Here is a 23,433-nt window from a genome sequence, read left to right on the forward strand (position 1 = left end):
ACTGATGTGCGGGATTTATTAGCGGTTGCCAAGCCTGGTTTTCTGTGGTCATTATTATTTACCAGCACTATTTTTGTTGTTGGACACAGGTTGTTGAATAGGGCGCCAGAGGTAAATAGGCATTATGGAAACCCCACTTTCCAATTCCGGAAACCCGCCGTTGAAAACGAGCCATCGGGCACCGCTGACCCTCAGTGGCCTGGATTTCAAATTGCTCAAAGTGTTCAAGGCCGTGGTCGAGGCCGGCGGCTTCAGTGCCGCCCAAAACGAGCTGAATGTGGGACTGGCAGCCATCAGCAAACAGATCTCCGACCTGGAGATCCGCATCGGCATGCGCCTGTGCACCCGAGGTCGCGAGGGTTTTCACCTGACCGAAGAGGGCCGTCTGGTGTATCAGGCGTCCATTGATTTATTCGCCTCGGTCGACAACTTTCGTGATCGGCTTAGTTCAGCGCAAAACGAACTGATCGGTGACCTTGGTGTGGGGGTTATTGATAATACGATTTCCGATGTTAATTCGCCGTTAGTTGCTGCACTTAGAATAATTAATGAGACATCGCCCAAAGTCAGGTTCCAACTTCAATCCTCTCAGTTGGATGAGGTGGAAAGAGGCGTGGTAGAGGGGCGATTAGTGGCGGGGATCGTGCCGGTTTATCAGAAGCGCGAAGAGTTTGATTACTACGCGCTTTATGAAGAACGCTCCGAAGTTTATTGCGCCGTCGGTCATCCGTTATTTACGGTGCCGGACGCAGAAATCGGCAGTCATGTGCTCAAGGATTATGAGTGCATCAACCACCGCTACGCGATTCATCGCGACAAACTGAATTTTGCCCACTACGACAGCTTTTCCGCCTCGGCCACCCAGGTCGAAGCGGTGGCATTACTGATCAAGACCGGGCGTTTCGTGGGTTTTCTTCCCCAACATTACGCCGCGTCGCTGGTGGCGCTGGGGCAGTTCCGGGCGGTGCGTCCGGACCTCATCAACATCGTCACGCCGTTCAATCTGATCCTTCGCCACAACACCGTGCGCAGTCCGTTGGTCAAGGCGTTTGCCCAGGCGTTGGGGGTTGATTTGAAGGCGCCGGTTTGAGGTCAGACGAATGTCTGCCTCAAAGGGCGCACACCGAGAAGTTTCAAGGTTTCAGCAAGTGCAGCAACACGAAATCGTTCTTATCGAAACGCCCACTCAACACTGGCTGTAGCGCACCCAAAACAGTGCCTTGCAATGTCTTGTAATCGTTCTGATCCATCATTAACCAGGCTGGTCCTGGAAGTGCTTCCAGTTCCTGGATTGATTCAGTGAATACCGGCTGAAAGTCCTGCTCGATATTGACCATGAACTTGATCGCCTTGGCGTCTTTACCCATGGCGTGCAGCACCAGCGGCGCCGGGTCTTTCTGGACAAGTGCGAATGCCGCGCGGCTGAAGGTCCGGGTATCGTAGAGCCGGCGTTCGACCGGCTCGAACACCAAAACATACACCGACCACAGCGCCAGGACTGCGCAAAAGGCAAGTGTTTGCGCCCGCCAGTGCGGTCGCACGAGCACCGCCAGGGCAATGACTTGCAGCACGCCGAGAATGATCAGTATCGAAGTTAGCGTCGTCAGTTCATCGGGAAACCGTCGCTGGGCGACCAGCAGTCCGCCGATCAACAGGGCAGGGACCACCAGCCACACCCCTTGCATCAACCCCCGCAACCACTCGAATACCCGACCTTGCGCTACCTGAAACGGATACGCTGCAATGATCGCCGCCATGGGCAACATCGGCAGCAGGTAGCGGGCTTTTTTTGCCTGGGGGATCGAGAGCCCGACCATCACGATCAGGCCGGCTGCCGTGCAGTACTGCAACAGGCGCAACGCAGGACCCGCCTGCCGCGGAGTTGTCAGCCAGACCGCGGCCAGTACCAGCAACGCCAACGGATACGCAAGCGCATAGTTGCCCACCGAGCTGGTGAAGTAGTACAGCGAACCGCTGACTCCTTCGCTACCGTCCATGCGCCCCATGAACTGCATGCGGACCACGTCGTGCATGAAGTCCGCCCCTCCGATGGTTTCCGCCAGCCACAGCAGCACGCCAATGCACACTGCCAGCAGTACGGCGGCCACCAAGCCAAAACCAAAAAAATGCTGCCATTGACGATTGAGCAAGAAATAGCTGCACAGCATGCCCGTGGGAATCACCAGCCCGATCGGCCCGCGAATCCCGAAACCCAGCAACAACAAGGCAAAGATCAGCAACCACCGGCGCTTTGCGGCGAAATGATCGGCGGCATAACCCAGGTAGAACACTGAAAACGCCACCGCCGCGAGCATCAAATCCAGGGACACGGCACGGGCTTCGGTGACAAAGGTGTTGGTCAGCATCATCAGGGTGATGCTCAGCAACGCCCAGCGCTGGGAGTAGGGCGCCAGCAGCCGGTACATCAACGTGACGATCACCGCCCCGGCAATGGCGCTCGGCAACCAGGCAGTCAAACTGTTGACCTGCCCGAACGGCAGCGACAGCAGCCAGGTGAACAGCGTCGAAAGCGCCGAATAGTCCGCATACGGCTGGCCATAGGTCGTCGGAAAAACGGACGGCCCGTGGCGCAGCATTTCCTGAGCAAACAGCACGAAGCGCGAATCGAAGCCGATCACTGTCTGCTGATACACCCCGGCGCTGAACAGCAGCAGCGCCAACAGCCCTAGGCCTAGAGACTGTCGGCGGATACCGGGTGATGTCGCAATCAAGCGATGACCGACGCAGCGGGCCACTGCTGATGCGGAATCGGCAGATTGCGCGATTCACCGCGACCCATCGGGAAGTACTTGAAACCGGCACGAGCCAGGCGATCGGCGTCGTAGAGGTTGCGTCCGTCGAAGATCACCGGTGCGTTGAGCCGCTGTTGGATCAGGCTGAAATCCGGGGCCTTGAACTGCTGCCATTCGGTGCAGATGATCAACGCGTCAGCGCCGGACAATACCGACTCCGGGGTGCCCATGAGCATCAACTTGGACTCATCGAGGTACAGCTGCTGGGTTTCCTGCATGGCTTCCGGGTCGAACGCGCGGACGTTGGCCCCGGCGGCAAACAGCGATTCAAGCAGCACCCGACTCGGTGCATCGCGCATGTCGTCGGTGTTCGGTTTGAACGCCAGCCCCCACACGGCGAAAGTCCTGCCGCGCAAATCGCCCTTGTAGAACGCGTTGATGCGCTCGAACAGCTTGTGCTTCTGACGCTCGTTGATCGCTTCTACCGCTTGCAGCAGATCGCTGGAGCAATGCGCCTCTTCAGCGCTGTGGATCAGCGCGCGCATGTCCTTGGGAAAGCACGAGCCGCCATAACCGCAACCGGGGTAGATGAAGTGATAGCCGATGCGCGAATCGGCACCGATGCCCAGGCGCACCGATTCGATGTCGGCGCCCAAGTGTTCGGCCAGTTCGGCGATCTGGTTGATGAAGCTGATCTTGGTCGCCAGCATGCAGTTGGCGGCGTATTTGGTCAGCTCGGCGCTGCGCAGGTCCATGAACATGACCCGGTCATGATTGCGGTTGAAGGGCGCGTAGAGGTCACGCATCACGTCACGCACCTCATCGCGTTCGCAGCCGATGATGATCCGGTCCGGGCGCCGGCAATCGGCCACGGCCGAGCCTTCTTTCAAAAACTCCGGGTTGGAGACGATATCGAACTGCAGCAAGCGGCCGACCTTGATCAGGCACTTGTCGATATGCGCGCGCAAGGCGTCACCCGTGCCCACCGGCACCGTGGATTTCTCCACCAGAATCACCGGTTGTTCACGATGACGCGCCACGGCTTCTCCTACCGACAGCACATAACGCAGGTCTGCCGAACCATCGTCCCGGGACGGTGTGCCGACCGCGATAAACAACACCTGGCCATGCTGCACCGCGAGTTTTTCGTCGGTGGTGAACTGTAGACGTTTGCCTTCCAGGCCTTCGCGCACCAGGCTGGCAAGCCCCGGTTCGAAAATGCTCACGTGGCCTTGTTGCAACAGTTCGATTTTCTTCTCGTCAATGTCCATGCAGACCACGTCGTGGCCAACTTCTGCCAGGACGGCGGCTTGCACCAGACCAACATAACCGCTACCAAATACACTGATTTTCATGGGGTACTCCTGAGTTCGCGCGCGCGAGCAGGCCGAGAATTAATGGTAATGACACCGAGGATGACCAGGGCCACCCCGATGGTTTTTGAAAGGCTGAATGCTTCGTTGAACAGCGGCAGGCTGGCGGCCAGCAGGTAGACCAGCGCGTAGCTGATACTCAGCAGCGAATAGGCCCGGCCCAGCGGTAAATCCCGCAGGGCGGCGAGCCAGCAGAGCATCGACAGGGCGTAAGCGAGAATGGCGACCAGCACCACCGCGACAGCGCTCAGATCGATGCTGGTGGTGAACCAGTGCTCGGGCGATGGCAGGCGACTCATGCTCCAGCGCATGCCCAATTGTGCGGCACTGACCAGCAGCACGCTGCCCAGCGCGAAGGTAATTCCGCGACGCAGGTTCATGTGTGTTGCCCCAGCAGCACCACGCCACCGATCACCAGCGCCACACCCAACCAGTGGCGACGGTCGATGGTTTCGTGGAAAACGAAGCGGGCGACCAGGGTGATCAGTACGAAATTGAGGCTCAGCATCGGGTAGGCAATGCCGACTTCGAGGCGCTGCAACACCAGCAGCCACACCAGCAAGCCCAATCCCAGAGAGGCAAGCGCCAGCCACAACCACGGCGAGCGCAGTTTCTCAGCCCAGCCTGACGCCTTGTCGCGCCAGCTTTCCACCGCGTATTTTTGGGCGATCTGGCCCAGGCAGGTCAGCAGGCAGGCGGCCAAGAGCAGTAACAGGCTCATGACGCCTCCTGAGGAAAAATCAGAATCACAATGTTGCCTTGTTCATAACGCTTGCCATCCTTGGGCAGCAGTTCGATTTCGCGCAGTTCGTCGTCACCCTTGATGCGCATGACCACGCCGACCGAACCGCTCTGGCGGGCATCGCGCATCCACGCTTGAACCTGGCGCGGGTCGACTTGCTGCTGTGCGCCGTCAGGATAGGCGAGGCCATATTTCAATTCGCCTATCGTGTTGTACAACGCCACGTCCGGGCGTTTCAGACGCCAGGCCAACGCTCCGGCGGCGCCGAGGTCGTTGCTCAGCAACTGATCGGTCTGGCCGAGTTCCTGGGCATGCTCGAGGATGAATTGATCGGGCATCTTGTTGGCGACCACCGACTCGGGCAGCCCGGCCGGCAACAAGGCGATCAGCAGCAGACTGCCGAAGGCCGGCGCCGCCCAGCATTGCAAAGGTCTGAAGGCTTGCAGCAGGTTGGCCATGATCCAGCCGGTCAGACCGATGAACACCAGCACCAGGTTGTGCAGTTCATGGTTGTAGAGCGGTTTTTTCAGTTGCAGGTAGACCAGGGCCACCAGGATCGTCAGGCCCAGCAGCAGGTTCAGCAGACCATTGATGCCCAGTACCCGGCCTTGCTCAAGCTTCAAGCGGTCCACCAGTGCGTGGCCCAGCAGCAACGCCAATGGCAACAGGCACGGCAGGATGTAGCTCGGCAATTTGCCTTTGCTGAGGCTGAAAAACAGCAGCGGCATCAACAGCCACAACAACAGGAAAGCGATATTCGACTGACGACGTGTTTGCCACGCTTGCTTGAGCGCCGGTGGCAACAGCGCCACCCACGGCAGGCTGAACGCAACCAGTAACGGCAAGTAGTACCACCACGGGGCGTCATGCTGGGCATCGTCCCCGGCAAAACGGCGGATGTGTTCGTGCCAGAAGAAGAACCGCCAGTAATCGGACTCCTGGCCATGCACCGCCAAGGCCCACGGCAAGCTGACGGCGATGGCCACGACAATCGCCAGCGGCCCGTAGATCAGCAGCTCACGCCAGCGTTTTTGCCAGAGTATCCAGGGCAGGGCGATCAACACCGGCAATAACCAGGCGAGGAAACCCTTGGTCATGAACCCCATGCCGCAGGCCAGTCCCAGCACGGCCCAACTGATCAGGCGTTGGGTGCGGTCGACGCTGTCCAGCGCAAACCACAAAGCGACCAGACTCAAATTGACCCAGAACGTGAATTGCGGATCGAGATTGGCGTAGCCCGCCGCGCCGGCGATGACGGTGAGACTCATGTACAACAGCGCACAGGCAAAACTCTTGCGTGGATCGTTCCACATCCGGCGAGCGATGAGGTAACACAACAACACACTCAGCCCGGTGCTCAGGGCGGAGGCAAACCGCACGCCGAACAGGTTCTGGCCAAACAGTGCCTGGCTGGCGGCGATCATCCAGTAGCCGGCCGCGGGTTTTTCGAAATAACGCAAACTCATGAAATGCGGCGACACCCAGTTGCCGCTCAGGAGCATGTCCTGGCTGATCTGGGCGTAGCGGGTTTCGTCGGGAATCCATAAGCCATGGCTGCCCAGCGGCAGCAGATACGCCAGAGAGAAGATGACCAGCAACAACGGCAATGCCCAGCGCTTGCTCATACGCCTTGCACTCCCAACCAGCCTTCGCGTCCTTCGAGTGCGCCACGCAGCACCCGGCCGACCGGCAAGGTGTCGGGGGCCTCGGGCAGCAGATCGCCCAAGGGTTGAAAACGGATGTTTCGCTGGCGCGCATCGGCCAGCAGTTGACGAAAATCGTTGGCCATCAGAATCCCTTCTACTTCGGCATGAATCGTGTAGACGTTGAGTTTTTCGGGGCTGAAGCGATCAAGAATGAAGGCGTTGAAGTCCTTGGCCGCCACGTTGGGGCCGACCACCTCATCGAACGTCGGCAGGTCCACCGGAATCTGCGGCGCACCCAAACCACCATCGGCCAATCGCGGTCGGAACAGGCTCTGGCCCCGGCAATCGCTGTTGTAGCGAAAGCTGAACGCCTGCTTGGCCTCGATCACGCGCTCGTCCGCCCGCCACCCGGCGGACGCCGAGCATTCGACGTTTTGCCCGAGGATGTCGGCGAGGGTGTCGACGCCCCGACGAAGGTGCTCGATCAGCTGCTTGTCACTCCAGCGTCCGGCATTGGCCTGCCAGCCGTGGTGATCCCAGGCGTGCAGGCCGACTTCATGCCCGGCTGCCACGGTTTGACGCATCAAATGCCCAAGATCACGGCCGATCGGTTTACCGGGCCACGCGGTGCCGGCCAGCAAGATGTCCCAGCCGTACAGGCCGGCCGCGTTGGAACGGAGCATTTTCCAGAGAAATTGCGGGCGGATCAGGCGCCATAAATGACGCCCCATGTTGTCCGGCCCGACACTGAAGAAAAACGTCGCCTTGACCTGCGCTTCATCGAGGATTTCCAGCAGCCGCGGCACCCCCTCACGGGTGCCTCGGTAAGTGTCGACATCAATCCGCAGACCTGCCCGCATCAGCGCTTGTCCGCGATTTCGAGCATGGCTTCACGCAGGAAGAAATCCAGCGTATTGCCGATGGTCTCGCTCATTTCAACCGTTGGGGTCCAGTCCAGCAGGCGCTTGGCGTTGGCGATGCTCGGTTTGCGGTGCGAAACGTCCTGATAACCGGTGCCGTAGAACGCTTTGCTTTCGACATCGCGGAACCCGGCGAACGGCGGGAAGTTGTCGCGCAACGGATGCGCTTCGAACTGACGCAGCAGCTCTTCGCCCAACTGGCGGATGCTGGCTTCGTTGTCCGGGTTGCCGATGTTGATGATCTGGCCGTTGCAGGCGTCGTTGTCGTTGTCGATGATCCGCGCCAGGGCTTCTACGCCGTCGGCAATGTCGGTGAAGCAGCGTTTTTGCTCACCACCATCGAACAGGCGAATCGGCGTGCCTTCCACCAGGTTGAGGATCAGCTGGGTGATCGCCCGGGAACTGCCGATACGCGCCGAGTCCAGGCGGTCGAGGCGTGGGCCCATCCAGTTGAAGGGACGGAACAACGTGAAATTCAGGCCTTTCTGGCCGTAGGCCCAGATCACTCGGTCGAGCAGTTGCTTGGAGATCGAGTAGATCCAGCGCTGTTTGTTGATCGGACCGACGATGAGGTTGGAGGTGTCTTCGTCGAAGTTCTGGTCCTGGCACATGCCATAGACTTCCGAGGTCGACGGGAAGATCACGCGTTTGTTGTATTTGACGCAGTAACGAACCAGTTTCAGGTTCTCTTCAAAGTCCAGCTCGAACACCCGCAGCGGGTTGCGGGTGTACTCGATCGGTGTGGCGATCGCGACCAGTGGCAGGACCACGTCGCACTTCTTGATGTGGTATTCGATCCACTCGGAGTGGATGCTGATGTCGCCTTCGACGAAGTGGAAATTCGGATGGCTGCGCAGGCGCTCGATGGCATCCGAACCGATGTCCAGGCCATACACCTCGTATCGGTCGTCGCGCAGCAGGCGCTCGGACAGGTGATTGCCGATGAAGCCGTTGACGCCGAGGATCAGCACGCGGGTGCGACGCGGGGCGCGACCGGACTCGGCGCCACGCAGTACGGAACCGTCCACCAGGCCCAGTTCGTTGGCCAGTTGCGGACCACTGAGGTACAGGCCGTTGTCGTTGCGCTGGCCGGCGGTGATCACCAGGGAATCTTCGCCGCAGGCGATACGCAGGGGGTCGACACTGATGACGCGACCAGGCGCTTGACCTTCATTGCCTTGGGCAACTTCTGCGTTCCAGACAATCAGCTTGTGTTCGCCCACGGCGCAGAAAGCACCCGGGTACGGCTGGGTAACGGCGCGAACCAGATTGAACAGTTCTTCCGCCGGTTTGCTCCAGACCAGTTTGCCGTCGGCTGGCGTGCGACGGCCAAAGACCGTGGCTTTGGACTCGTCCTGTGGGGTTTCGTTGACTTTGCCCTGAAGCAACGCCGGTAGCGTGTCACGCAGCAAGTCGGTAGCGGCCAGACGCAATTTTCCGTGCAGGCTCAGCGCCGTGTCGCTGCGCTCGATCGCCACCTTTTTCTGGGCGAGGATTGCGCCGGCATCGGCCCGTTTGACCATGCGGTGCAGGGTGACGCCGGTTTCGGTTTCACCGTTGACCAGCACCCAGTTGGCCGGCGCACGACCACGGTAACGCGGCAACAACGAACCGTGCAGGTTGAAGGCGCCTTTGCTGGCAGTGGCCAACAGCGGCTCGCTCAACAGGTTGCGGTAGTAGAACGAGAACAGGTAATCCGGGTTGAGTTTGCTGATGCGCTCGATCCACAGCGGGTGGTTGGCATCTTCCGGGGCGTGCACCGGGATGCCCTTGCGTGCGCACAGTTGCGCAACGGAGCCGTAGAACGCGTTTTCCTTCGGATCATCAGGGTGAGTAAACACGGCGGCAATATCAAAGCCCGAGTTGAGCAGGGATTCGATGCCGGCACAGCCAATATCGTGATAGGCGAAGACAACAGCTTTTGCACTCATGAGTGAACCTGATCTGAAGAAATGGAGGTGAGACCGTCAACGGTGACAACGGGAGCGGGGGCTGCGGGTTGGTTACGCAGGACTTTTTCAATAAAGAACCGGGGGCGGGCGCGAACGTCGCCGTACATGCGTCCCAGGTACTCGCCCAACAGGCCCATGCCGATGAACTGGCCACCGGTGAAGATGAACAGCACGGCGAACAGCACGAATGTCCCGTCGCCGGCCCAATGGGCGCCGAAGGCCAGGCGCAGCACAATCAGCGTAATGGCGAACAGCACGCCGAGGGCCGCCATGCCAAAGCCGACGATGCTCAGCAAACGCAGGGGCGTGGTGGTCATGCAGGTGATCAGGTCGAACATCAGATTGATCAGGCGCATGGGGCTGTACTTCGATTCCCCGTGTTCGCGCTCGGCGTGGGGCACGAGGATTTCCGTGGTGTGCCGGGCGAAGCTGTTGGCGAGGATCGGGATGAAGGTGCTGCGTTCACGGCAGGCGAGCATGGCGTCGACAATGGTTCGCCGGTAAGCGCGGAGCATGCAGCCGTAGTCGGTCATGGCGACGCCGGTTGAGCGCTGCACGGCCAGATTGATCAGCTTTGACGGCCAACGGCGCAGTGCCGAGTCTTGACGGTTGTTGCGCACGGTGGCGACCACGTCATAACCCAGCTCGGCCTGAGCCACTAACCGCGGAATCTCTTCGGGAGGGTTTTGCAGGTCGGCGTCGAGGGTAATAATCACATCACCTTTGCACTGCTCGAAACCGGCCATGATTGCCGCGTGCTGGCCGTAGTTGCGGTTGAGAATGACCGCCACCACCGAGCTGCACTCGCGATGGGCGGCCTCTTCGAGGATTTGCGCCGAGTTGTCGCGGCTGCCGTCGTCCACCAACACAATCTCGTAGTCATGGTGCAATTGCTGACATGCCGCTTCAGTACGCCGGAGCAACTCGGGCAGGCTGTCTTGCTCGTTGTAGACCGGGATGACGATTGACACGCAACGGATCGGGTAAGGTTTCACAGGCTTGAGTCCATAACGTTTTCAATAGCGCCGACCACACGATCGACGTCATCGGTGGTCATGTCGGGGAATAACGGAATCGAGCACAGCCGTGCCGAGTTCCATTCAGTGTTGGGCAGATAGATGTTGGGGAAGCGCTGGCGGTAGTAGGTGTGGAGGTGAGTGGCGATGAAGTGAATGCCGGTGCCGATGTTCTGCGCTTGCAGGGCCTTCATGAACGCTTCACGGTCCATTCCGCAGCGCTCGGTGTCGATACGCAGGATGAACAAGTGCCAGGCGTGCTGCTGCGCATACGCCGGAAGGGCCAGGGGTTGCACCGGCAAACCTTCCAGTCGCTGCAAATAAGTGCCGGCCAGCTCCGTGCGTTTGGCGTTGATTTCGTCCAGTCGCTTCAGCTGCACCAGGGCGATGGCGGCATTGATGTCGGCCAGGTTGTACTTGAAGCCGGGCTCCATGACCTGAGCCTGAGGTTTGCGGCCGTGGGTCAGGCGGTCATAGGCATCGACACCGAGGCCATGGAACTTGAGCATGCGCACACGACTGGCCAGGGCTTCATCGTCACTGACAAACATGGCGCCCTCGGCGCAGGTCATGTTCTTGATCGCGTGGAACGAGAAGATCGCCGTGCCTTTCGCGCCGACATGACGACCTTTGTAGAAGGTGCCTGCGGCGTGAGCGGCATCTTCGATGACGGGGATGCCGTGTTTGTCGGCCAACGCATAAAGCGGATCGAGATCGAACGCCGCGCCAGCGTAATGCACTGGAATGATGGCTTTGGTGCGCGGCGTGATCGCTGCTTCGATGCTGGCCAGGTCACTCATCAGCGTGTCGCGATCAACGTCGACGAACACCGGTGTCGCGCCCAACAGGCAGATCATGTTGGCAGTGGACACCCAGGTCTGCGACGGCGTGATGACTTCATCGCCCGGACCAATTCCCAGTGCCAGTAAAGTAATGTGCATCCCGCCGGTGGCCGAGGACAGTGCCACGGCATGACGGCATCCCACGTAGTTGGCGAATTGCTCTTCCAGTTCCTGGTTTTTCGGCCCGGTAGTGATCCAGCCAGAGCGCAATACTTGCTCTACGGCGGCAATTTCTTCATCGCCGATACTGGGGCGGGAGAAGGGGAGAAAAGCCTGACTCATGGACACCTCGGGGCTGAAGAGTGAATAGCCTGTGAGGCTAAAAAAATTTTGGATCCATTGCAAGCGTAGACGCTAAAACAAAAGCTGCATCAATTACTTACTCGAAATACCTGACGATTTAGATAGGTTGACATTTTTTGCGATGGTCGGCAGGTTGGTCCCTCGCAAAGAGACAGGCCGGATCCATTGAGGTTATTCCCGATTTTGTGAAAGGAACATGAAAAACCGGTCGGCGAATCGTTTATCTGGATGTCATACAGCCACTGTTCAGGCTTCTGCCGCTCATCGAGTTTTCTAGTAAGAAGTCCTACAGAAGTGTCCCGCTTTACATGAAGGATGTTTCAATCCTTAGTTGTTTAATGAACTGTTTCCACTGAAGGCCGTTTCGTTTGATCGACTTACCCGCTACCGACTCAACTCCCTCAAAGACCAATCCGTTGACCCTGTATCTGGCGCGTCTGGCGCCCTCCAGCCAACTGACCATGCGTTATGTTTTGCAGGACGCCGCTGACCGGTTGGGCTTCGAAGACATGAACGTCGAGGAAATTCCCTGGCACAACCTGCAACCTGAAGATGTCATCGCACTGGTGGCAGCCTTGCGCACGGATGGCTACGCGCCGAACACCTCTTCGCTTTACGTCAACGCGGTACGCGGGGTGATGAACGAGGCGTGGCGCATGAGCCTGATCAGTCAGGAACACTTGCTGAAAATGCGTTCGGTGAAAGGGATTGCCGGCACGCGATTGTCCCAGGGGCGAAACCTCAGGCGCACGCTGATCCAGGAATTGATGGCGGTCTGCGCCGCCGATCCACGGCCACAAGGGTTGAGGGATGCGGCGATCATCGGGATTTTGTATGGCTCGGGCATGCGCAAATCGGAATCGGTCAACCTGGACCTGAACCAGGTCGATTTCACCGAGCGCAGCCTTCGTGTGACCGCCAAGGGCAACAAGCAATTGATCAAGTACGCACCGGCCTGGGCGTTCGCCAAACTCAATGACTGGCTGGAACTGCGGCGCTCGCTACTGAAGGAGGGTGAAGTGGACGATTCGTTCCTGTTCAACCGCATCCGCCGCGGCAGCCACATCACCCGCGAACGCATCACCAAACATGCGATCTATTACATCGCCCGACAGCGGGGCGCGCAGGTCGGGGTGAAAATCATGCCGCATGATTTCCGACGTTCGTTCATTACCCGAGTGATTGAGGAATATGACTTGTCGATCGCCCAGAAACTCGCCCATCACAGCAACATCCAGACCACGGCCAACTACGATGTGCGCGATGACAACGAACGGCGTCGGGCCGTGGACCGGTTCGATCTTTGATGGACGGGGTTCAGGATTCGCTCAGTACGTGGGCATGGCCGATCGTCGAGACGTGAACCGCACTGCCGGCGGGTGGCGCATACAGGCCTGAACTGCGCACCATCAATGATCGACCAGACTGTTGCCCGGAAGCCAAAGCCTCCAGTTCCACCGTCAACGTGCAGGTATTGCCGCTGAAATCCCGCTCGGTCACGACGGCACGACACCCGGCAGCCTCGGTTGGGCTGGGCTGGATGCTGACGAGTTGCAATTGTTCGGGACGCAGCATGATCTGCGCCGATTTGTTGTTCCGGTGATTGTTCACCGGTATGCGACCGAGATCGCAATGGGCCCAGCCGGCTTCGATTCTGGCGGGCATGACCACGGCATCCCCCAGAAACAGCGCGGTTTGTTCATCCTCGGGGTAGCGGTAAAGATCCAGCGGATGGCCTGACTGCACCAGCCGACCATCGCGCATTACCGCCAGCTGATCGGCAAACGACAAGGCTTCACTCTGGTCATGGGTGACCAGAATGGTGGTCACGCCGGCGTCGGACAGCAGCCGTGCGACCATTTTGCGCATGGCGCCTCGAAGTCCGGTGTCGAGGGCCGAAAACGGCTCGTCCAGCAACATCAAGCGCGGCTGTTGCGCCAACGCCCGCGCCAGCGCCACGCGCTGTTGCTGGCCGCCGGAGAGTTCATGGGGCCAACGATTGGCCATGTTCGCATCCAGCGCCACGCTGTCCATCAACTCTGCGACTCTCTCCTGTTTTGCACCGCCCTTGATCGAAAGCCCGAAACCGATGTTGGCGGCCACGGTCATGTGCGGGAACAGCGCGCCGTCCTGTGGAACATAACCAATCAAACGCTGATGCGCCGGGACTTCGTGGGTGTCGTCGACGAGCGTTTGGCCATTGAGTGATAGTCGGCCTGCATCCGGGAATTCGAAGCCGGCAATCATCCGCAACAGCGTGGTTTTTCCTGAGCCGGACGGGCCGACGATGACCGTTCGGCTGCCCGTTGGCACCGACAGGTTGATGCTCTCCAGCGCTTTATGGGCGCCGTAGGACTTGGAAATGGAATGGAGTTCAAGAGCGTTCATCGGCCAGCCGTTCGTTTGGATTGGTGATAAAGAAGTCCGGTCAAGGGAAGCGACAGCAAAATCATCAGCAAGGCATAGGGCGCAGCCGCGGCGTAGTCGATTTCGCTGGTCATGGCCCAGAATCCGGTGGCCAGGGTGCGTGTGCCGTTGGGGGCGAGCAGCAGGGTGGCGGTCAACTCATTGGTGATCGCCAGGAACACCAGTGCGGCGCCAGCGGCAGCACCAGGCGCGGCCAGGCGCAGGGTGATCAGCCACAATGCCCGGGCGGGGGAGCGGCCGAGGCTGCGGGCCATGTTTTCCAGCTCCACCGGCGCCTGTGCGATCCCGGCGCGCAAACTCACCAGGGCGCGGGGCAAAAACATCAGCAGGTACGCCAGCAGCACCGTGATGGTCGTCTGGTAAATCGGCCGGGCGAAATGGATGGTGACGGTCACCAATGCCAGGGCCACGACGATCCCGGGCAACGAACTGGTGATGTAGTTGCAGCTTTCCAGTACACGTTGCAACCGGCCCGGAGAGCGAATCGACAGCCAGGCAATCGGAATGGCGGCGCAGGTGGTGAGGGCTGCACCCGCAAGGCCGAGCAGCAGCGTCTGTTCCAGCGCCGGCAGAAGTTCGTCCATCTGCCAGACTTGCGTACCGCCGGCGATCAGCCAATTACCCAAGGTCACCAGTGGCACCCCCAGCGCCAGCGCACAGGTCGCGACCTGCACGGTCAGGGCGAGGAGTGTGGTTCCAGATTTCAGGCGCACCACTCGCTGTTCGCGAGCGCTTCCCGACCCGACCCGGGCGTAACGCGCCGTGCCGCGAGCGGCCGATTCTGCGGTCAGCATCACCAGGCAACACAGGGCGAGCACGCTGGCCAGCATGTTGGCGGCGGGGCCGTTGAAGGTGGATTTGAACTGATCGAAGATGGCCGTGGTGAAGGTGTCGAAGCGGATCATCGCGTACAGGCCATATTCGGCCAGCAAGTGCAGGCCCACCAGCAATGCGCCGCCACAGATGGCCAGGCGCAGTTGCGGCAGCACCACGCGGAAAAATATCGCCCAGGGTTTTAGCCCCAGCGATTCGGCAACGTCTTCGATGGCCGGATCGAGCCGGCGCAGCGTCGCAGCAATCGGCAGGTAGAGGAACGGGAAGTAGGCGATGACCGAGACCAGAACCCCGGCAAACAGCCCGTGAATCGGTGGGACCAGACTGACCCACGCATAGCTGTGAACGAACGCCGGCACCGCCAGCGGCGCGGTCGCCAACAACGACCACCAGCGCCGCCCCGGCAGGTTGGTGCGCTCGGTGAGCCAGGCCAGAGACAGGCCTAACGTGACGCACAACGGAATCGTGATCACCACCAATAAAACGGTGTTGATCAACAGTTCAGCGACCCGCGGCCGGAATACCAGCGGCACAAGGGTCGCCCAGCCTGTCTGAAACGATACGCCGATGACGAAGGCAATCGGCAGCAGCGACAACAGCGACACCAGCACCGACAAACTGATCACCCACGCGCCACCACGCCCCGCGAAGAGGCCGCGGGATCGTCGTCGCAAGTTCGCGGGTATCGCCTCGGCGACGCCCGCTGGCAAGGTTTCAGGCATCAATTAGAGCAGTCCCGCCTGAGTCATCAACTCCACGGCTTTTTTACTGTCGAGTTTTGAAGCATCGACTGTCGGCGCGTCGAGTTGCTGCAAAGGCACCAGTTTTGGATTGGATTCAGCGTTTTTGCCCACGGCGTATTCAAACGATTTGCCGGTTTTGAGGATGGCCTGGCCATCTTTGCCGGTAATCCATTTGAGGAACGCCTGGGCTTGTTCCTTGTGTTTGCTGGACGCCAGCACGCCGCCGCCGGAGACGCTGACAAACGCGCCCGGATCCTTGTGCTTGAAGTAGTGCAGGGCGGTGTTCTTGCTGTTTTCGCCGGTTTTGGCCTGGTCGCCGAAGCTGTAATAGTGGTAGATCACGCCGCTGTCGACCTGCCCGGCGTTGACCGCTTTCAGTACCGCACTGTTGCCGCGATAGATCGTGGCATTGGCCTTCAACCCTTTGAGCCATTCCAGCGTGGCGGCTTCACCCTTGAGTTCCAGCACGGCGGCGACGATGGCCTGGAAGTCGGCACCGGCCGGTGATGCGCCCCAGCGGCCTTTCCAGTTCGGGCCAGCGAGGTCCATCAGCGATTTGGGCAGTTCGGCTTCGGGCAGTTTGCTCGGGTTATAGACAAACACCGTGGAGCGCGCGGCGATCCCCACCCATTTGCCATGGGCCGGGCGGTAAGCATTGCCGACCTGTTCCAGGGTGGCCGGCGCAACCGGCGCAAACAGCCCCGCGTTGTCGACCAGCACCATGGCCGGGGAGTTTTCGGTCAGGAACACGTCGGCCGGGGAGGCAGCGCCTTCCTGCACGATCTGATTGCCCATCTCGGTGTCGTCGCCATTGCGCACGGTGACCTTGATCCCGGTTTCCTTGGTAAAGCCCTCGATCCAGGATTTGGTCAGGCTTTCGTGCTGGGCGTTGTAGACCACAATGCCATCGGCCTCAGCTGCATATACGTGGCCGGCGCTCAGCAGAGCGGTGGCCAGCAGTGCGGTTTTCAGGAAAGAGGGAAAATGGGCATTCATGCGTCGGCAGCTCCTGTTTTTTTAATCGTGCGCGCAGATTCGACAGCGTCGACGAGGTAGGTCGTCGATGAGTGTAGATCAATACGAATGATTTGCATGTTTAAGACGCGGCGAATGTAGTGCCTGAAATGAGAAAAAAACGTCAATTTAATCGTTAATTCCTGTCATTTGGCGTGTGGGCTCGGGTACCGAGACAGTCACTCGCGAGCCGTTGCCTGGAGCGCTGTGCACGGTGATGTGGCCACCGAGTGTTTCGACAATGCGTTTGCAATGGGCAAAGCCCAGCCCGAACGAAGATGTTTGTGAGCGAGCTGCATCGGCGCGAAAGAACACCTGGCCCAGTTGCTTGAGTTCATCGGCGGACATGCCCACGCCGTTGTCACAAATGTCGATTGTGAAGCCAGTGCCTGGGTGGTGCGCAACGAGTACATTAATTTCACCGCCAGGGGCGGTGTACTTGATGGCATTGTCCAGCAGGTTACCGATGACCACTTCCCACTGTTCCTGAGTGCCCATCACCCGGCCCCCGACATCGTCGAGCGACCGTAGGGAGAGATTGAGCTGCTTTTGTTCCGCCGCTTTACGCCAACGCTCGACGGCATCGAATACGTTGTCATTCAGCACGCTCGACTGCCCGGCTGTGTCTGCGGTGCCTTCCAGTTCTGCCAGGTTCAGCAGGCCGAGTGACAGGCGTTTGAGCACTTGCATTTCGGCCAGCACATCACGGCAGGTCTGTTCGTAGTCTTCGGCCTGTCGGGGCCGGGTCAGAATCACCTCCAGTGCCGAGGTCACCGCAGCGATCGGCGTCTTGAGTTCATGGGAGGCGTTGGCGATAAACAGCCGTTGGCGCTCCAACACCTCCTGGACTGCCGTTTCCATTTGCGCATAGCTGTCGAACAGCAGTTTTTCTTCCGCCGAATGCGGCTCGAACACCACTCGACGGGTGAACTCCGGCGGCTTCAAGGTGCGCAGTTGTCGGGCGAAGCTGCGCAGGTTTCGGGTGGAGAACGACACAACGAAAAAACTGCCGAGCGTGGTCAGCAGCAGTATTCCCGATGCGGCAAGCGCCACCACGCGTTTGAAGGCGGCGACTGCATCAAGTACCGGTTGTGCGTTGGTAGCCACCAGCAACTTGGCCTTCATCGCCCCCTCGGGGCTATTGCGCTCAAGGTCGCCGATCTGCGCAATCCATTTTTCATAACCGACGTCGAACAGGAACGTCTCTTCGCCGTCCGCCCGAACCTGATTCATGGCGCGGCGAAGTGCTTCGCGCATGGGCGGAGTCGGGCCTTGAGAGTCTTGCAGCAGCGCCCCGGATATCGATGACAGTGCGAAGTACATGTCGTGATCGTGATCCAGTTCCGAGGCAAACTCGCCATGGCGCTGATAGACCAGATCACCGTCTTCGACACTGATCAATGATTCGATGACATCCGACTGGGTATCGAGATGGTGACGCAATTCATCGAGGCGGGTGGTTTGCACCCAATGACTCAGCCACACAAACCCGATCAGTAACACGCACGCCTGCACCAGGAACAAGGTGATGGCAATTTTTATGTTGAGTGCCAGGCTACGCCACACGAAGGATCAACCCCTTGCCGCGAATGGTTTCAATCTCGACGTTGGCACCTGTCAGCTTGCGCCGCAGACGATTGAGCAGAACGTCCAGGCTGTTGCTGTCCGGCTCGCTGTCAAAAGGATAGAGCAGCCCCAGCAAAACCGTGCGGGTCTGCAACTGATTGGCCTTGCCGGCCAAAGCCACCAGCAGATCGTATTCCATGCCCGTCAGTACCAGCGGTCGGTCACCGATGCTGACCCGCAACGTGTCGAGTTCGATGTTCAGATTGCCCAAAGACAGCAATCTCGAGCCTCGGGCGATCGAGCGTCGATAGAGCGCATTCAAGCGCGACACCAGTTCGATCATTTCGAACGGTTTGGTCAGATAATCGTCGGCGCCGCGATCCAGTCCCTGAACCCGATCCGCCACTTCACTTCGGGCGGTGACCATGATCACTGGCACCTCGTTGCCCATGCCGCGCAGTTCCTTCAGCACGTCCAGGCCCGATCTGTGCGGCAGCATCCAATCCAGCACCAGTACGTCGTATTCGCTCGATTGCGCGTAGTACAACGCCTCTTTGCCGTCCCTGGCCAGGTCCACCACCCAGCCTTCTTCCTCAAGCCCACGCTTGATGCTGTTGCCCAGCAAAACATTGTCTTCAGCCACCAGAACTTTCATCACTCGCTCCCTGTCCGGGCGTTGCAGAGGAGGGCATTCATTGCATGTCCGCCACGCGCTGGCAAGCCATCGCGCAACAACGTGGCTTCGTTAACAAGCGGTTCATTTTCACCTCTTTAGACTGCCCGGCAGTGGTGAACGATGATCCTGTGGGTTCGGTTCGCTTTTCAATTTCTCACCTGGACTTCCCTTATGAGCCTTTCCAGTCGACGTCTGTCGTTCATCTTCCTGACGGTGCTATTGGCCTGTCTGGTGGCCGCGACATTTTCCAGCCTGGCCACCCATGTGCGTTTCGGACTGGAGTTTCGCGGTGGTTACGAGATTTATTACGTTGTAAACCCGGCGCCGGGCAAAACCCAGGTTTCCAAGGATGACCTTTTGCAAACGGTCGCGATCCTGAGTAAGCGCGCCGATAGCATCGGCATTACCGAGCCGGACATCCGGGTTGAAGGCGCCAACCACATTCGGGTCAAACTGGCCGGCCTGACGTCTGCCGAGGAGTCGCGTTCCCTGCTCGGCAGCGCTCAGGGACTGCCCACCCAATTGACGGAGAAATACACCCAGACCGTCGGCAGCGTGCTGGGCAAGACGGCTCTGGCGGAAACGGTACAAGCGGGGTTGATCGGTATCGCCTGTATTTTCCTGCTGCTGGTGGGTCTGTATCGCATCGCCGGTTTGCTTGCCGCGTTTTGTACGGTGGTCTACCTCTGGGTATTGCTGATTGTATTCACGGCATCGGGGGCGACCTTATCGCTGTCGGCGGTGGTCGCGTTCGTGCTGGGCATTGGCATGGCGGCAGACGCCAGCATCATCTGTCTGGAGCGCGTTCGTGAAGAACTCGGCCTCGGTCGGTCATTGCGCGAGGCCGTGCAAAACGGTTTCAACGGCTCGCTGCCGACAATTCGCGACGCGAACCTGGTGACCGCACTGGCCATGATCGCCCTGTTTGCGGCGGGCATTGGCCCGATCCAGGGCTTTGCGCTGACGATGCTGGTGAGCATCGTGATCAGCATCGCCACCAACTTCTTCCTGGTTCGGCGGCTAGTACTGTGGCTGGCCGATACTCAATGGGTCAGCCAGCGCTGGTTGATCGGCAAGGGCAAATCACCCGCGACCACAGCCCGCAGTTTCAACTTCATTGGCCTGGGCAAAACAGCGATTTTTGTGTCATTGCTGACCATCGTCGCCGGATCGCTGTACTACCGTGCTCACGGTCTGAACCTGGACATCGATTTCACCGCAGGCACCGCGCTGGACATCGACGTTGACCGGGCGATTACTCAGCAAACGGCCACCCAAATCATGACCGAGGCGGGCACCATACCGGCCACGGTGGCTGTAGGCGGCGCCCAGAATCAACACATCGCCGTGCGCTTCGATGAAGTGCTCAAACCGGCTGATCTGAAGCAAATCATTGCTGCATTCAAAGGCAAGTACCAGAGCGTCGAATACGAAGAGAACACCGCGGACCCTGGCGTAGCGCGAGACTTCGCTACCCGGGCGATCTATGCCGTGATTGCGGCGTTCGCCAGTATCGCGATTTACATCGGCCTGCGCTTTTCCTGGGCCATCGCCCTGGCGACACTGCTGCCGATCGTTCAGGATATTCTGATCGTCTCGGCGATATTTTCGCTGTTCAAGTTTGAGGTCGACGTCACCTACATCGCGGCCCTATTGACGATTATCGGCTACTCGCTGAACGACAAAATCGTGATTTTCGGGCGCATCGTCGAGAATGTGAAAAAATCCCCGCCCGGCGATCCAGTGTCCTTGTGGCGTTTGATCAACTTGAGTATCCGCCAGACCCTGGGGCGTTCGCTGTACACCGTGCTGACGGTAGTGATGGCGTCGACCTGCCTTTATTTGTTCGCGTGTGAGCCGTTGCAAATGTTTTCGCTGGCACTTGTGCTGGGGCTGATATCAGGTGCAGCGTCGTCAATTTTCATCTCCAGTGCGATCTGGCTGACCCTGTCGCGCCGCCAGCTATGGCCGGCCAAGGCTGGCTCACCCTTGAAGATCAATCCTCGGTCTGTCCCGCACCTGGCATCAACGCCGTTCCTTGGCGCGCTGCTGGCGGTGTGTATGGTTGGTGTGGGCGGGTGGTTCTGGATTCCCGCCCAGGCAACGGCAGGCAAGTCGGCGCTCAGTATGTCGACCGATACGGGTTCCCTGGGAGACTTGTCGAGTTTCCGGCAAATCACTGTGGACACCGCCCGATTAGTGGATGCAGGAGATATGAAGGCAGCCAAGGCCCGGATCACTGACCTGGAAACCGCCTGGGATCAGGCCGAAGAAACCTTGCAACCCAAGTCTCCGGCTAACTGGACCTCCGTCGACAAGTCAATAGACCGCGCGCTGTCGCAATTGCGTTCGGGTAAGCCAGATCCGGCAGCCTGTGCAGAGGCGTTGAAAACCCTGCTGGCGAAGCTGGAAAACAAGCAGAGCAGTGCCGCCCCCCCAGTGGTGGCCGCGACCGCGGGGTCCATGGGCGATTTGTCTTACCTGAAGGTCATTCTGTCCGACACTCAACAGCTGCTCGCCAGCGGCGACATGAAAGGTGCCCGCGCACGGATCACCGACCTGGAGAGTGCCTGGGATCAGGCCGAGGAAAAATTGCGTGCGATCGATCCTGAAGGCTGGACCTCGATCGACAAGTCATTGGACCGGGCATTGAAGCAGGTCAGGACGGGGTCGCCGGACCTGGCAGCCTGCACCGAGGCGCTGGATACCTTGTCGACGAAAATCACCAGACAAAGCGCGCACTGACAGTTTGTTAAACCCGAATGAATCGAGAGGCCCAAGGGCCTCTCTTTTTTGCCGGTCTTGTCAGGGGCGGATTTGCGGGAAAATCAGAATCTCCAGATTGCCGCGCTCATAACGCTTGCCATCGATAGGCAACAACTCGACTTCTTGCACTTCCTGGACACTGTTGACCCGCATCACCACGCCGACCGCGCCTTTTTTGCGGGCCTCGGTCATCCATTGGCCGACACTGTCCTTGGTCACTTTTCTTGATTCCATCGCGGGATCGTCGAGGCCGTACTTCAACTCGCCGACAGTGTTGTAAAGAGCGATCTGCGGCCGCTTCAGGCGCCAGGACAAGGCCGATGCCGCACCCAAATCGTTACTGAGCAGCGAGGTCGTCTGGCTCAAGGCATCCAGATGCTCGGCAATGAACTGATCAGGCATCTTGCTATCGACGATCTGGCTGGGCATCGCCGCCGGCAGCAACGCAACCAGCAGCCAGATACCCAACGCCGGCGCTCCCCAGAACACCAATGGACGCAGGACTTGCAAGGCATTGGCGATAATCCAGCCGACCAACACGATAAACACCAGGGACAAACTGAACATCTCGGTGTTTTCATAGACCTCTTTGGTGGCCTGCAGATACAACAAGGCGATCAGGGCACACGTGGCGATGACGGTGTTAAGCACGCCGTTGATGCGAATCGCGCGCCCTCGTGCCTGGTTCAGCAGCGTCATCAGTGCGTGACCCATCAGCAACGCCAAGGGCAACAGGCACGGCATGATGTAGGTCGGTAATTTGCCACTGCTCAGGCTGAAGAACCCCAGTGGCAACAGCAGCCAGAGCAACAGGAAGCCGATCGCTGGCTGGCGCTTTTGCTGCCAGGCCTGGACGAATGTCGTGGGCAACAACGCAGCCCATGGCAGAGTCGACACGACCAGCAGCGGCAGGTAGAACCACCACGGACGAGCGTGTTGAGCATCATCGGCAGCGAAACGGCGAATGTGTTCGTTCCAGAAGAAAAACCGCCAGAAATCCGGTTCCTGATGGTGGATTGCGAGCGCCCACGGCAGACAAACCACCATGGCGACAAGCACCGCCAACGGCCCGTAGCGCAACAGCTCACCCATGCGTCGTTGCCAGAGCATGTAGGGCAGGGCGATCAACGCCGGTAGTAGCCACGCCAGAAAGCCCTTGGTCATGAAACCCATCCCACAGGCAACGCCCAACAGCGCCCAGGCGCCGAGGCGACGACTCAAAGAACGGCTATCAATGGCGAACCACAGCGAGACCAGACTCAGGTTGGCCCAGAGCGTGAATTGCGGATCGAGGTTGGCATATCCGGCCTGACCGGCGATCAGCCCGAAACTCATATACAGCATTGCGCAGGCAACGCTTTTGCGCCGCTCGCCCCATAAGCGGCTGGCCATCAGGTACGTCAGCCAGACACTCAGTCCGGTGCTCAGTGCCGAGACGATACGCACCCCGAACAGGTTGTCGCCAAAAATAGCCTGCGCGATGGCGATCATCCAGTACCCGGCGATCGGCTTCTCGAAGTAGCGAATGCCCATGAAATGCGGGGAGGTCCAGTTCCCGCTCAACAGCATTTCCTGGCTGATCTGGCCATAACGGGTTTCGTCTGGCGTCCACAGTCCATGGGACATCAGGGGCAAGAGATAAAACAGCAAAAACGCCAGCAGCAACGCAGGTAGGGCCCAGCGTTCGGTGAGGGTGGAGGTCTGGACCGCGGGGCGCAGTAAATCGTCAGCAGCGTAGGGCCGCAAGTTATCAGGTGTCATGATTCGACCTTGGCGCAGCAGAGGTTGCTCGGAGGGGGGACGTGCGCAGGGCATTTCAGCGTGCGCGGAACTTTATCTATGTCGTCAATCAATACTGAT

Annotated in this window: 18 protein-coding genes; 3 read left to right on the top strand and 15 right to left on the bottom strand. The window is 59.3% G+C overall.

The features are described 5' to 3' along the window. The first annotated feature begins 124 nt into the window (after positions 1 to 124). A complete protein-coding gene (locus ASC74_RS28260) occupies positions 125 to 1,090 on the top strand; it encodes a LysR family transcriptional regulator (protein ID WP_056745980.1) in 966 nt (321 codons plus the stop codon). Positions 1,091 to 1,133: 43 nt separating this feature from the next. On the opposite strand, the gene ASC74_RS28265 is transcribed toward ASC74_RS28260, so the two are convergent. Genes ASC74_RS28265 through arnB form a run of 9 tightly spaced genes read right to left on the bottom strand, consistent with a single transcriptional unit; the run spans position 1,134 to position 11,526 of the window. After that, a complete protein-coding gene (locus tag ASC74_RS28265; protein ID WP_056746109.1) occupies positions 1,134 to 2,732 on the bottom strand; it encodes an ArnT family glycosyltransferase in 1,599 nt (532 codons plus the stop codon). Continuing rightward, positions 2,729 to 4,108 carry a UDP-glucose dehydrogenase family protein gene (locus ASC74_RS28270; protein WP_056745982.1) on the bottom strand — a complete coding sequence of 460 codons (1,380 nt, stop codon included), beginning with the start codon at positions 4,106 to 4,108 and terminating at the stop codon, positions 2,729 to 2,731. Before ASC74_RS28270 ends, ASC74_RS28265 begins: the two co-directional genes overlap by 4 nt. Beyond that, positions 4,105 to 4,506 (bottom strand): 4-amino-4-deoxy-L-arabinose-phosphoundecaprenol flippase subunit ArnF, encoded by a 402-nt coding sequence (arnF, locus tag ASC74_RS28275; RefSeq protein ID WP_056745984.1) that lies wholly within the window; start codon positions 4,504 to 4,506, stop codon positions 4,105 to 4,107. Before arnF ends, ASC74_RS28270 begins: the two co-directional genes overlap by 4 nt. After that, the gene (gene arnE, locus ASC74_RS28280; RefSeq protein ID WP_046047010.1) at positions 4,503 to 4,847 is read right to left on the bottom strand and encodes a 4-amino-4-deoxy-L-arabinose-phosphoundecaprenol flippase subunit ArnE; all 345 of its coding nucleotides are present in this window, start codon (positions 4,845 to 4,847) and stop codon (positions 4,503 to 4,505) included. Before arnE ends, arnF begins: the two co-directional genes overlap by 4 nt. After that, positions 4,844 to 6,493 carry a lipid IV(A) 4-amino-4-deoxy-L-arabinosyltransferase gene (arnT, locus tag ASC74_RS28285; RefSeq protein ID WP_056745987.1) on the bottom strand — a complete coding sequence of 550 codons (1,650 nt, stop codon included), beginning with the start codon at positions 6,491 to 6,493 and terminating at the stop codon, positions 4,844 to 4,846. Before arnT (ASC74_RS28285) ends, arnE begins: the two co-directional genes overlap by 4 nt. After that, on the bottom strand, positions 6,490 to 7,374 hold the full coding sequence (gene arnD / locus ASC74_RS28290) for a 4-deoxy-4-formamido-L-arabinose-phosphoundecaprenol deformylase (protein ID WP_056745989.1): 885 nt from the start codon (positions 7,372 to 7,374) through the stop codon (positions 6,490 to 6,492). Before arnD ends, arnT (ASC74_RS28285) begins: the two co-directional genes overlap by 4 nt. Continuing rightward, a complete protein-coding gene (gene arnA / locus ASC74_RS28295; protein WP_046047013.1) occupies positions 7,374 to 9,365 on the bottom strand; it encodes a bifunctional UDP-4-amino-4-deoxy-L-arabinose formyltransferase/UDP-glucuronic acid oxidase ArnA in 1,992 nt (663 codons plus the stop codon). The genes arnD and arnA overlap by 1 nt, the downstream gene beginning before the upstream one ends. Then, positions 9,362 to 10,381, bottom strand: coding sequence for an undecaprenyl-phosphate 4-deoxy-4-formamido-L-arabinose transferase (arnC, locus tag ASC74_RS28300; protein ID WP_056745991.1), 1,020 nt, complete (start codon positions 10,379 to 10,381; stop codon positions 9,362 to 9,364). The genes arnA and arnC overlap by 4 nt, the downstream gene beginning before the upstream one ends. Continuing rightward, complete coding sequence (gene arnB / locus ASC74_RS28305) at positions 10,378 to 11,526, bottom strand: UDP-4-amino-4-deoxy-L-arabinose aminotransferase (RefSeq protein WP_056745993.1); 1,149 nt, start codon at positions 11,524 to 11,526, stop codon at positions 10,378 to 10,380. Before arnB ends, arnC begins: the two co-directional genes overlap by 4 nt. A 389-nt stretch (positions 11,527 to 11,915) precedes the next feature. Between arnB and ASC74_RS28310 the strand changes: the two genes are divergently transcribed. Then, positions 11,916 to 12,854, top strand: coding sequence for a site-specific integrase (locus ASC74_RS28310; RefSeq protein WP_056745995.1), 939 nt, complete (start codon positions 11,916 to 11,918; stop codon positions 12,852 to 12,854). A 10-nt stretch (positions 12,855 to 12,864) separates the two neighbouring features. Here the strand turns inward: ASC74_RS28310 and ASC74_RS28315 are convergent, their stop codons facing one another. The 5 genes from ASC74_RS28315 to ASC74_RS28335 all read right to left on the bottom strand — a co-directional run bounded on the left by ASC74_RS28315 (position 12,865) and on the right by ASC74_RS28335 (position 18,786). Further along, positions 12,865 to 13,935: an ABC transporter ATP-binding protein gene (locus ASC74_RS28315; protein WP_056745997.1), complete on the bottom strand. Its 1,071-nt coding sequence runs from the start codon at positions 13,933 to 13,935 to the stop codon at positions 12,865 to 12,867. Continuing rightward, positions 13,932 to 15,530, bottom strand: coding sequence for an ABC transporter permease (locus tag ASC74_RS28320; protein ID WP_056745999.1), 1,599 nt, complete (start codon positions 15,528 to 15,530; stop codon positions 13,932 to 13,934). Before ASC74_RS28320 ends, ASC74_RS28315 begins: the two co-directional genes overlap by 4 nt. 3 nt (positions 15,531 to 15,533) lie before the next feature. Next, complete coding sequence (locus ASC74_RS28325; protein WP_046047019.1) at positions 15,534 to 16,547, bottom strand: iron ABC transporter substrate-binding protein; 1,014 nt, start codon at positions 16,545 to 16,547, stop codon at positions 15,534 to 15,536. 147 nt (positions 16,548 to 16,694) lie between these two features. Continuing rightward, positions 16,695 to 18,131 (bottom strand): sensor histidine kinase, encoded by a 1,437-nt coding sequence (locus ASC74_RS28330; RefSeq protein ID WP_056746001.1) that lies wholly within the window; start codon positions 18,129 to 18,131, stop codon positions 16,695 to 16,697. Next, positions 18,121 to 18,786 carry a response regulator transcription factor gene (locus ASC74_RS28335; protein WP_056746003.1) on the bottom strand — a complete coding sequence of 222 codons (666 nt, stop codon included), beginning with the start codon at positions 18,784 to 18,786 and terminating at the stop codon, positions 18,121 to 18,123. Before ASC74_RS28335 ends, ASC74_RS28330 begins: the two co-directional genes overlap by 11 nt. A gap of 192 nt (positions 18,787 to 18,978) precedes the next feature. Between ASC74_RS28335 and secF the strand changes: the two genes are divergently transcribed. Next, the gene (gene secF / locus ASC74_RS28340) at positions 18,979 to 21,552 is read left to right on the top strand and encodes a protein translocase subunit SecF (RefSeq protein ID WP_056746005.1); all 2,574 of its coding nucleotides are present in this window, start codon (positions 18,979 to 18,981) and stop codon (positions 21,550 to 21,552) included. A 60-nt stretch (positions 21,553 to 21,612) separates the two neighbouring features. On the opposite strand, the gene arnT (ASC74_RS28345) is transcribed toward secF, so the two are convergent. Next, positions 21,613 to 23,334, bottom strand: coding sequence for a lipid IV(A) 4-amino-4-deoxy-L-arabinosyltransferase (arnT, locus tag ASC74_RS28345; protein ID WP_056746007.1), 1,722 nt, complete (start codon positions 23,332 to 23,334; stop codon positions 21,613 to 21,615). Between the last annotated feature and the right edge of the window lie 99 nt (positions 23,335 to 23,433).

This window comes from Pseudomonas sp. Root329, from assembly GCF_001424925.1.
Lineage (GTDB): Bacteria > Pseudomonadota > Gammaproteobacteria > Pseudomonadales > Pseudomonadaceae > Aquipseudomonas > Aquipseudomonas arabinosi.

Coding starts and splice junctions, on each gene's coding strand:
- ASC74_RS28260 (WP_056745980.1), top strand. CDS start 125: ATGGAAACCCCACTTTCCAATTCCGGAAACCCGCCGTTGAAAACGAGC.
- ASC74_RS28270 (WP_056745982.1), bottom strand. CDS start 4,108: ATGAAAATCAGTGTATTTGGTAGCGGTTATGTTGGTCTGGTGCAAGCC.
- arnF (WP_056745984.1), bottom strand. CDS start 4,506: ATGAACCTGCGTCGCGGAATTACCTTCGCGCTGGGCAGCGTGCTGCTG.
- arnE (WP_046047010.1), bottom strand. CDS start 4,847: ATGAGCCTGTTACTGCTCTTGGCCGCCTGCCTGCTGACCTGCCTGGGC.
- arnT (WP_056745987.1), bottom strand. CDS start 6,493: ATGAGCAAGCGCTGGGCATTGCCGTTGTTGCTGGTCATCTTCTCTCTG.
- arnD (WP_056745989.1), bottom strand. CDS start 7,374: ATGCGGGCAGGTCTGCGGATTGATGTCGACACTTACCGAGGCACCCGT.
- arnA (WP_046047013.1), bottom strand. CDS start 9,365: ATGAGTGCAAAAGCTGTTGTCTTCGCCTATCACGATATTGGCTGTGCC.
- arnB (WP_056745993.1), bottom strand. CDS start 11,526: ATGAGTCAGGCTTTTCTCCCCTTCTCCCGCCCCAGTATCGGCGATGAA.
- ASC74_RS28315 (WP_056745997.1), bottom strand. CDS start 13,935: ATGAACGCTCTTGAACTCCATTCCATTTCCAAGTCCTACGGCGCCCAT.
- ASC74_RS28320 (WP_056745999.1), bottom strand. CDS start 15,530: ATGCCTGAAACCTTGCCAGCGGGCGTCGCCGAGGCGATACCCGCGAAC.
- ASC74_RS28325 (WP_046047019.1), bottom strand. CDS start 16,547: ATGAATGCCCATTTTCCCTCTTTCCTGAAAACCGCACTGCTGGCCACC.
- ASC74_RS28335 (WP_056746003.1), bottom strand. CDS start 18,786: ATGAAAGTTCTGGTGGCTGAAGACAATGTTTTGCTGGGCAACAGCATC.
- secF (WP_056746005.1), top strand. CDS start 18,979: ATGAGCCTTTCCAGTCGACGTCTGTCGTTCATCTTCCTGACGGTGCTA.
- arnT (WP_056746007.1), bottom strand. CDS start 23,334: ATGACACCTGATAACTTGCGGCCCTACGCTGCTGACGATTTACTGCGC.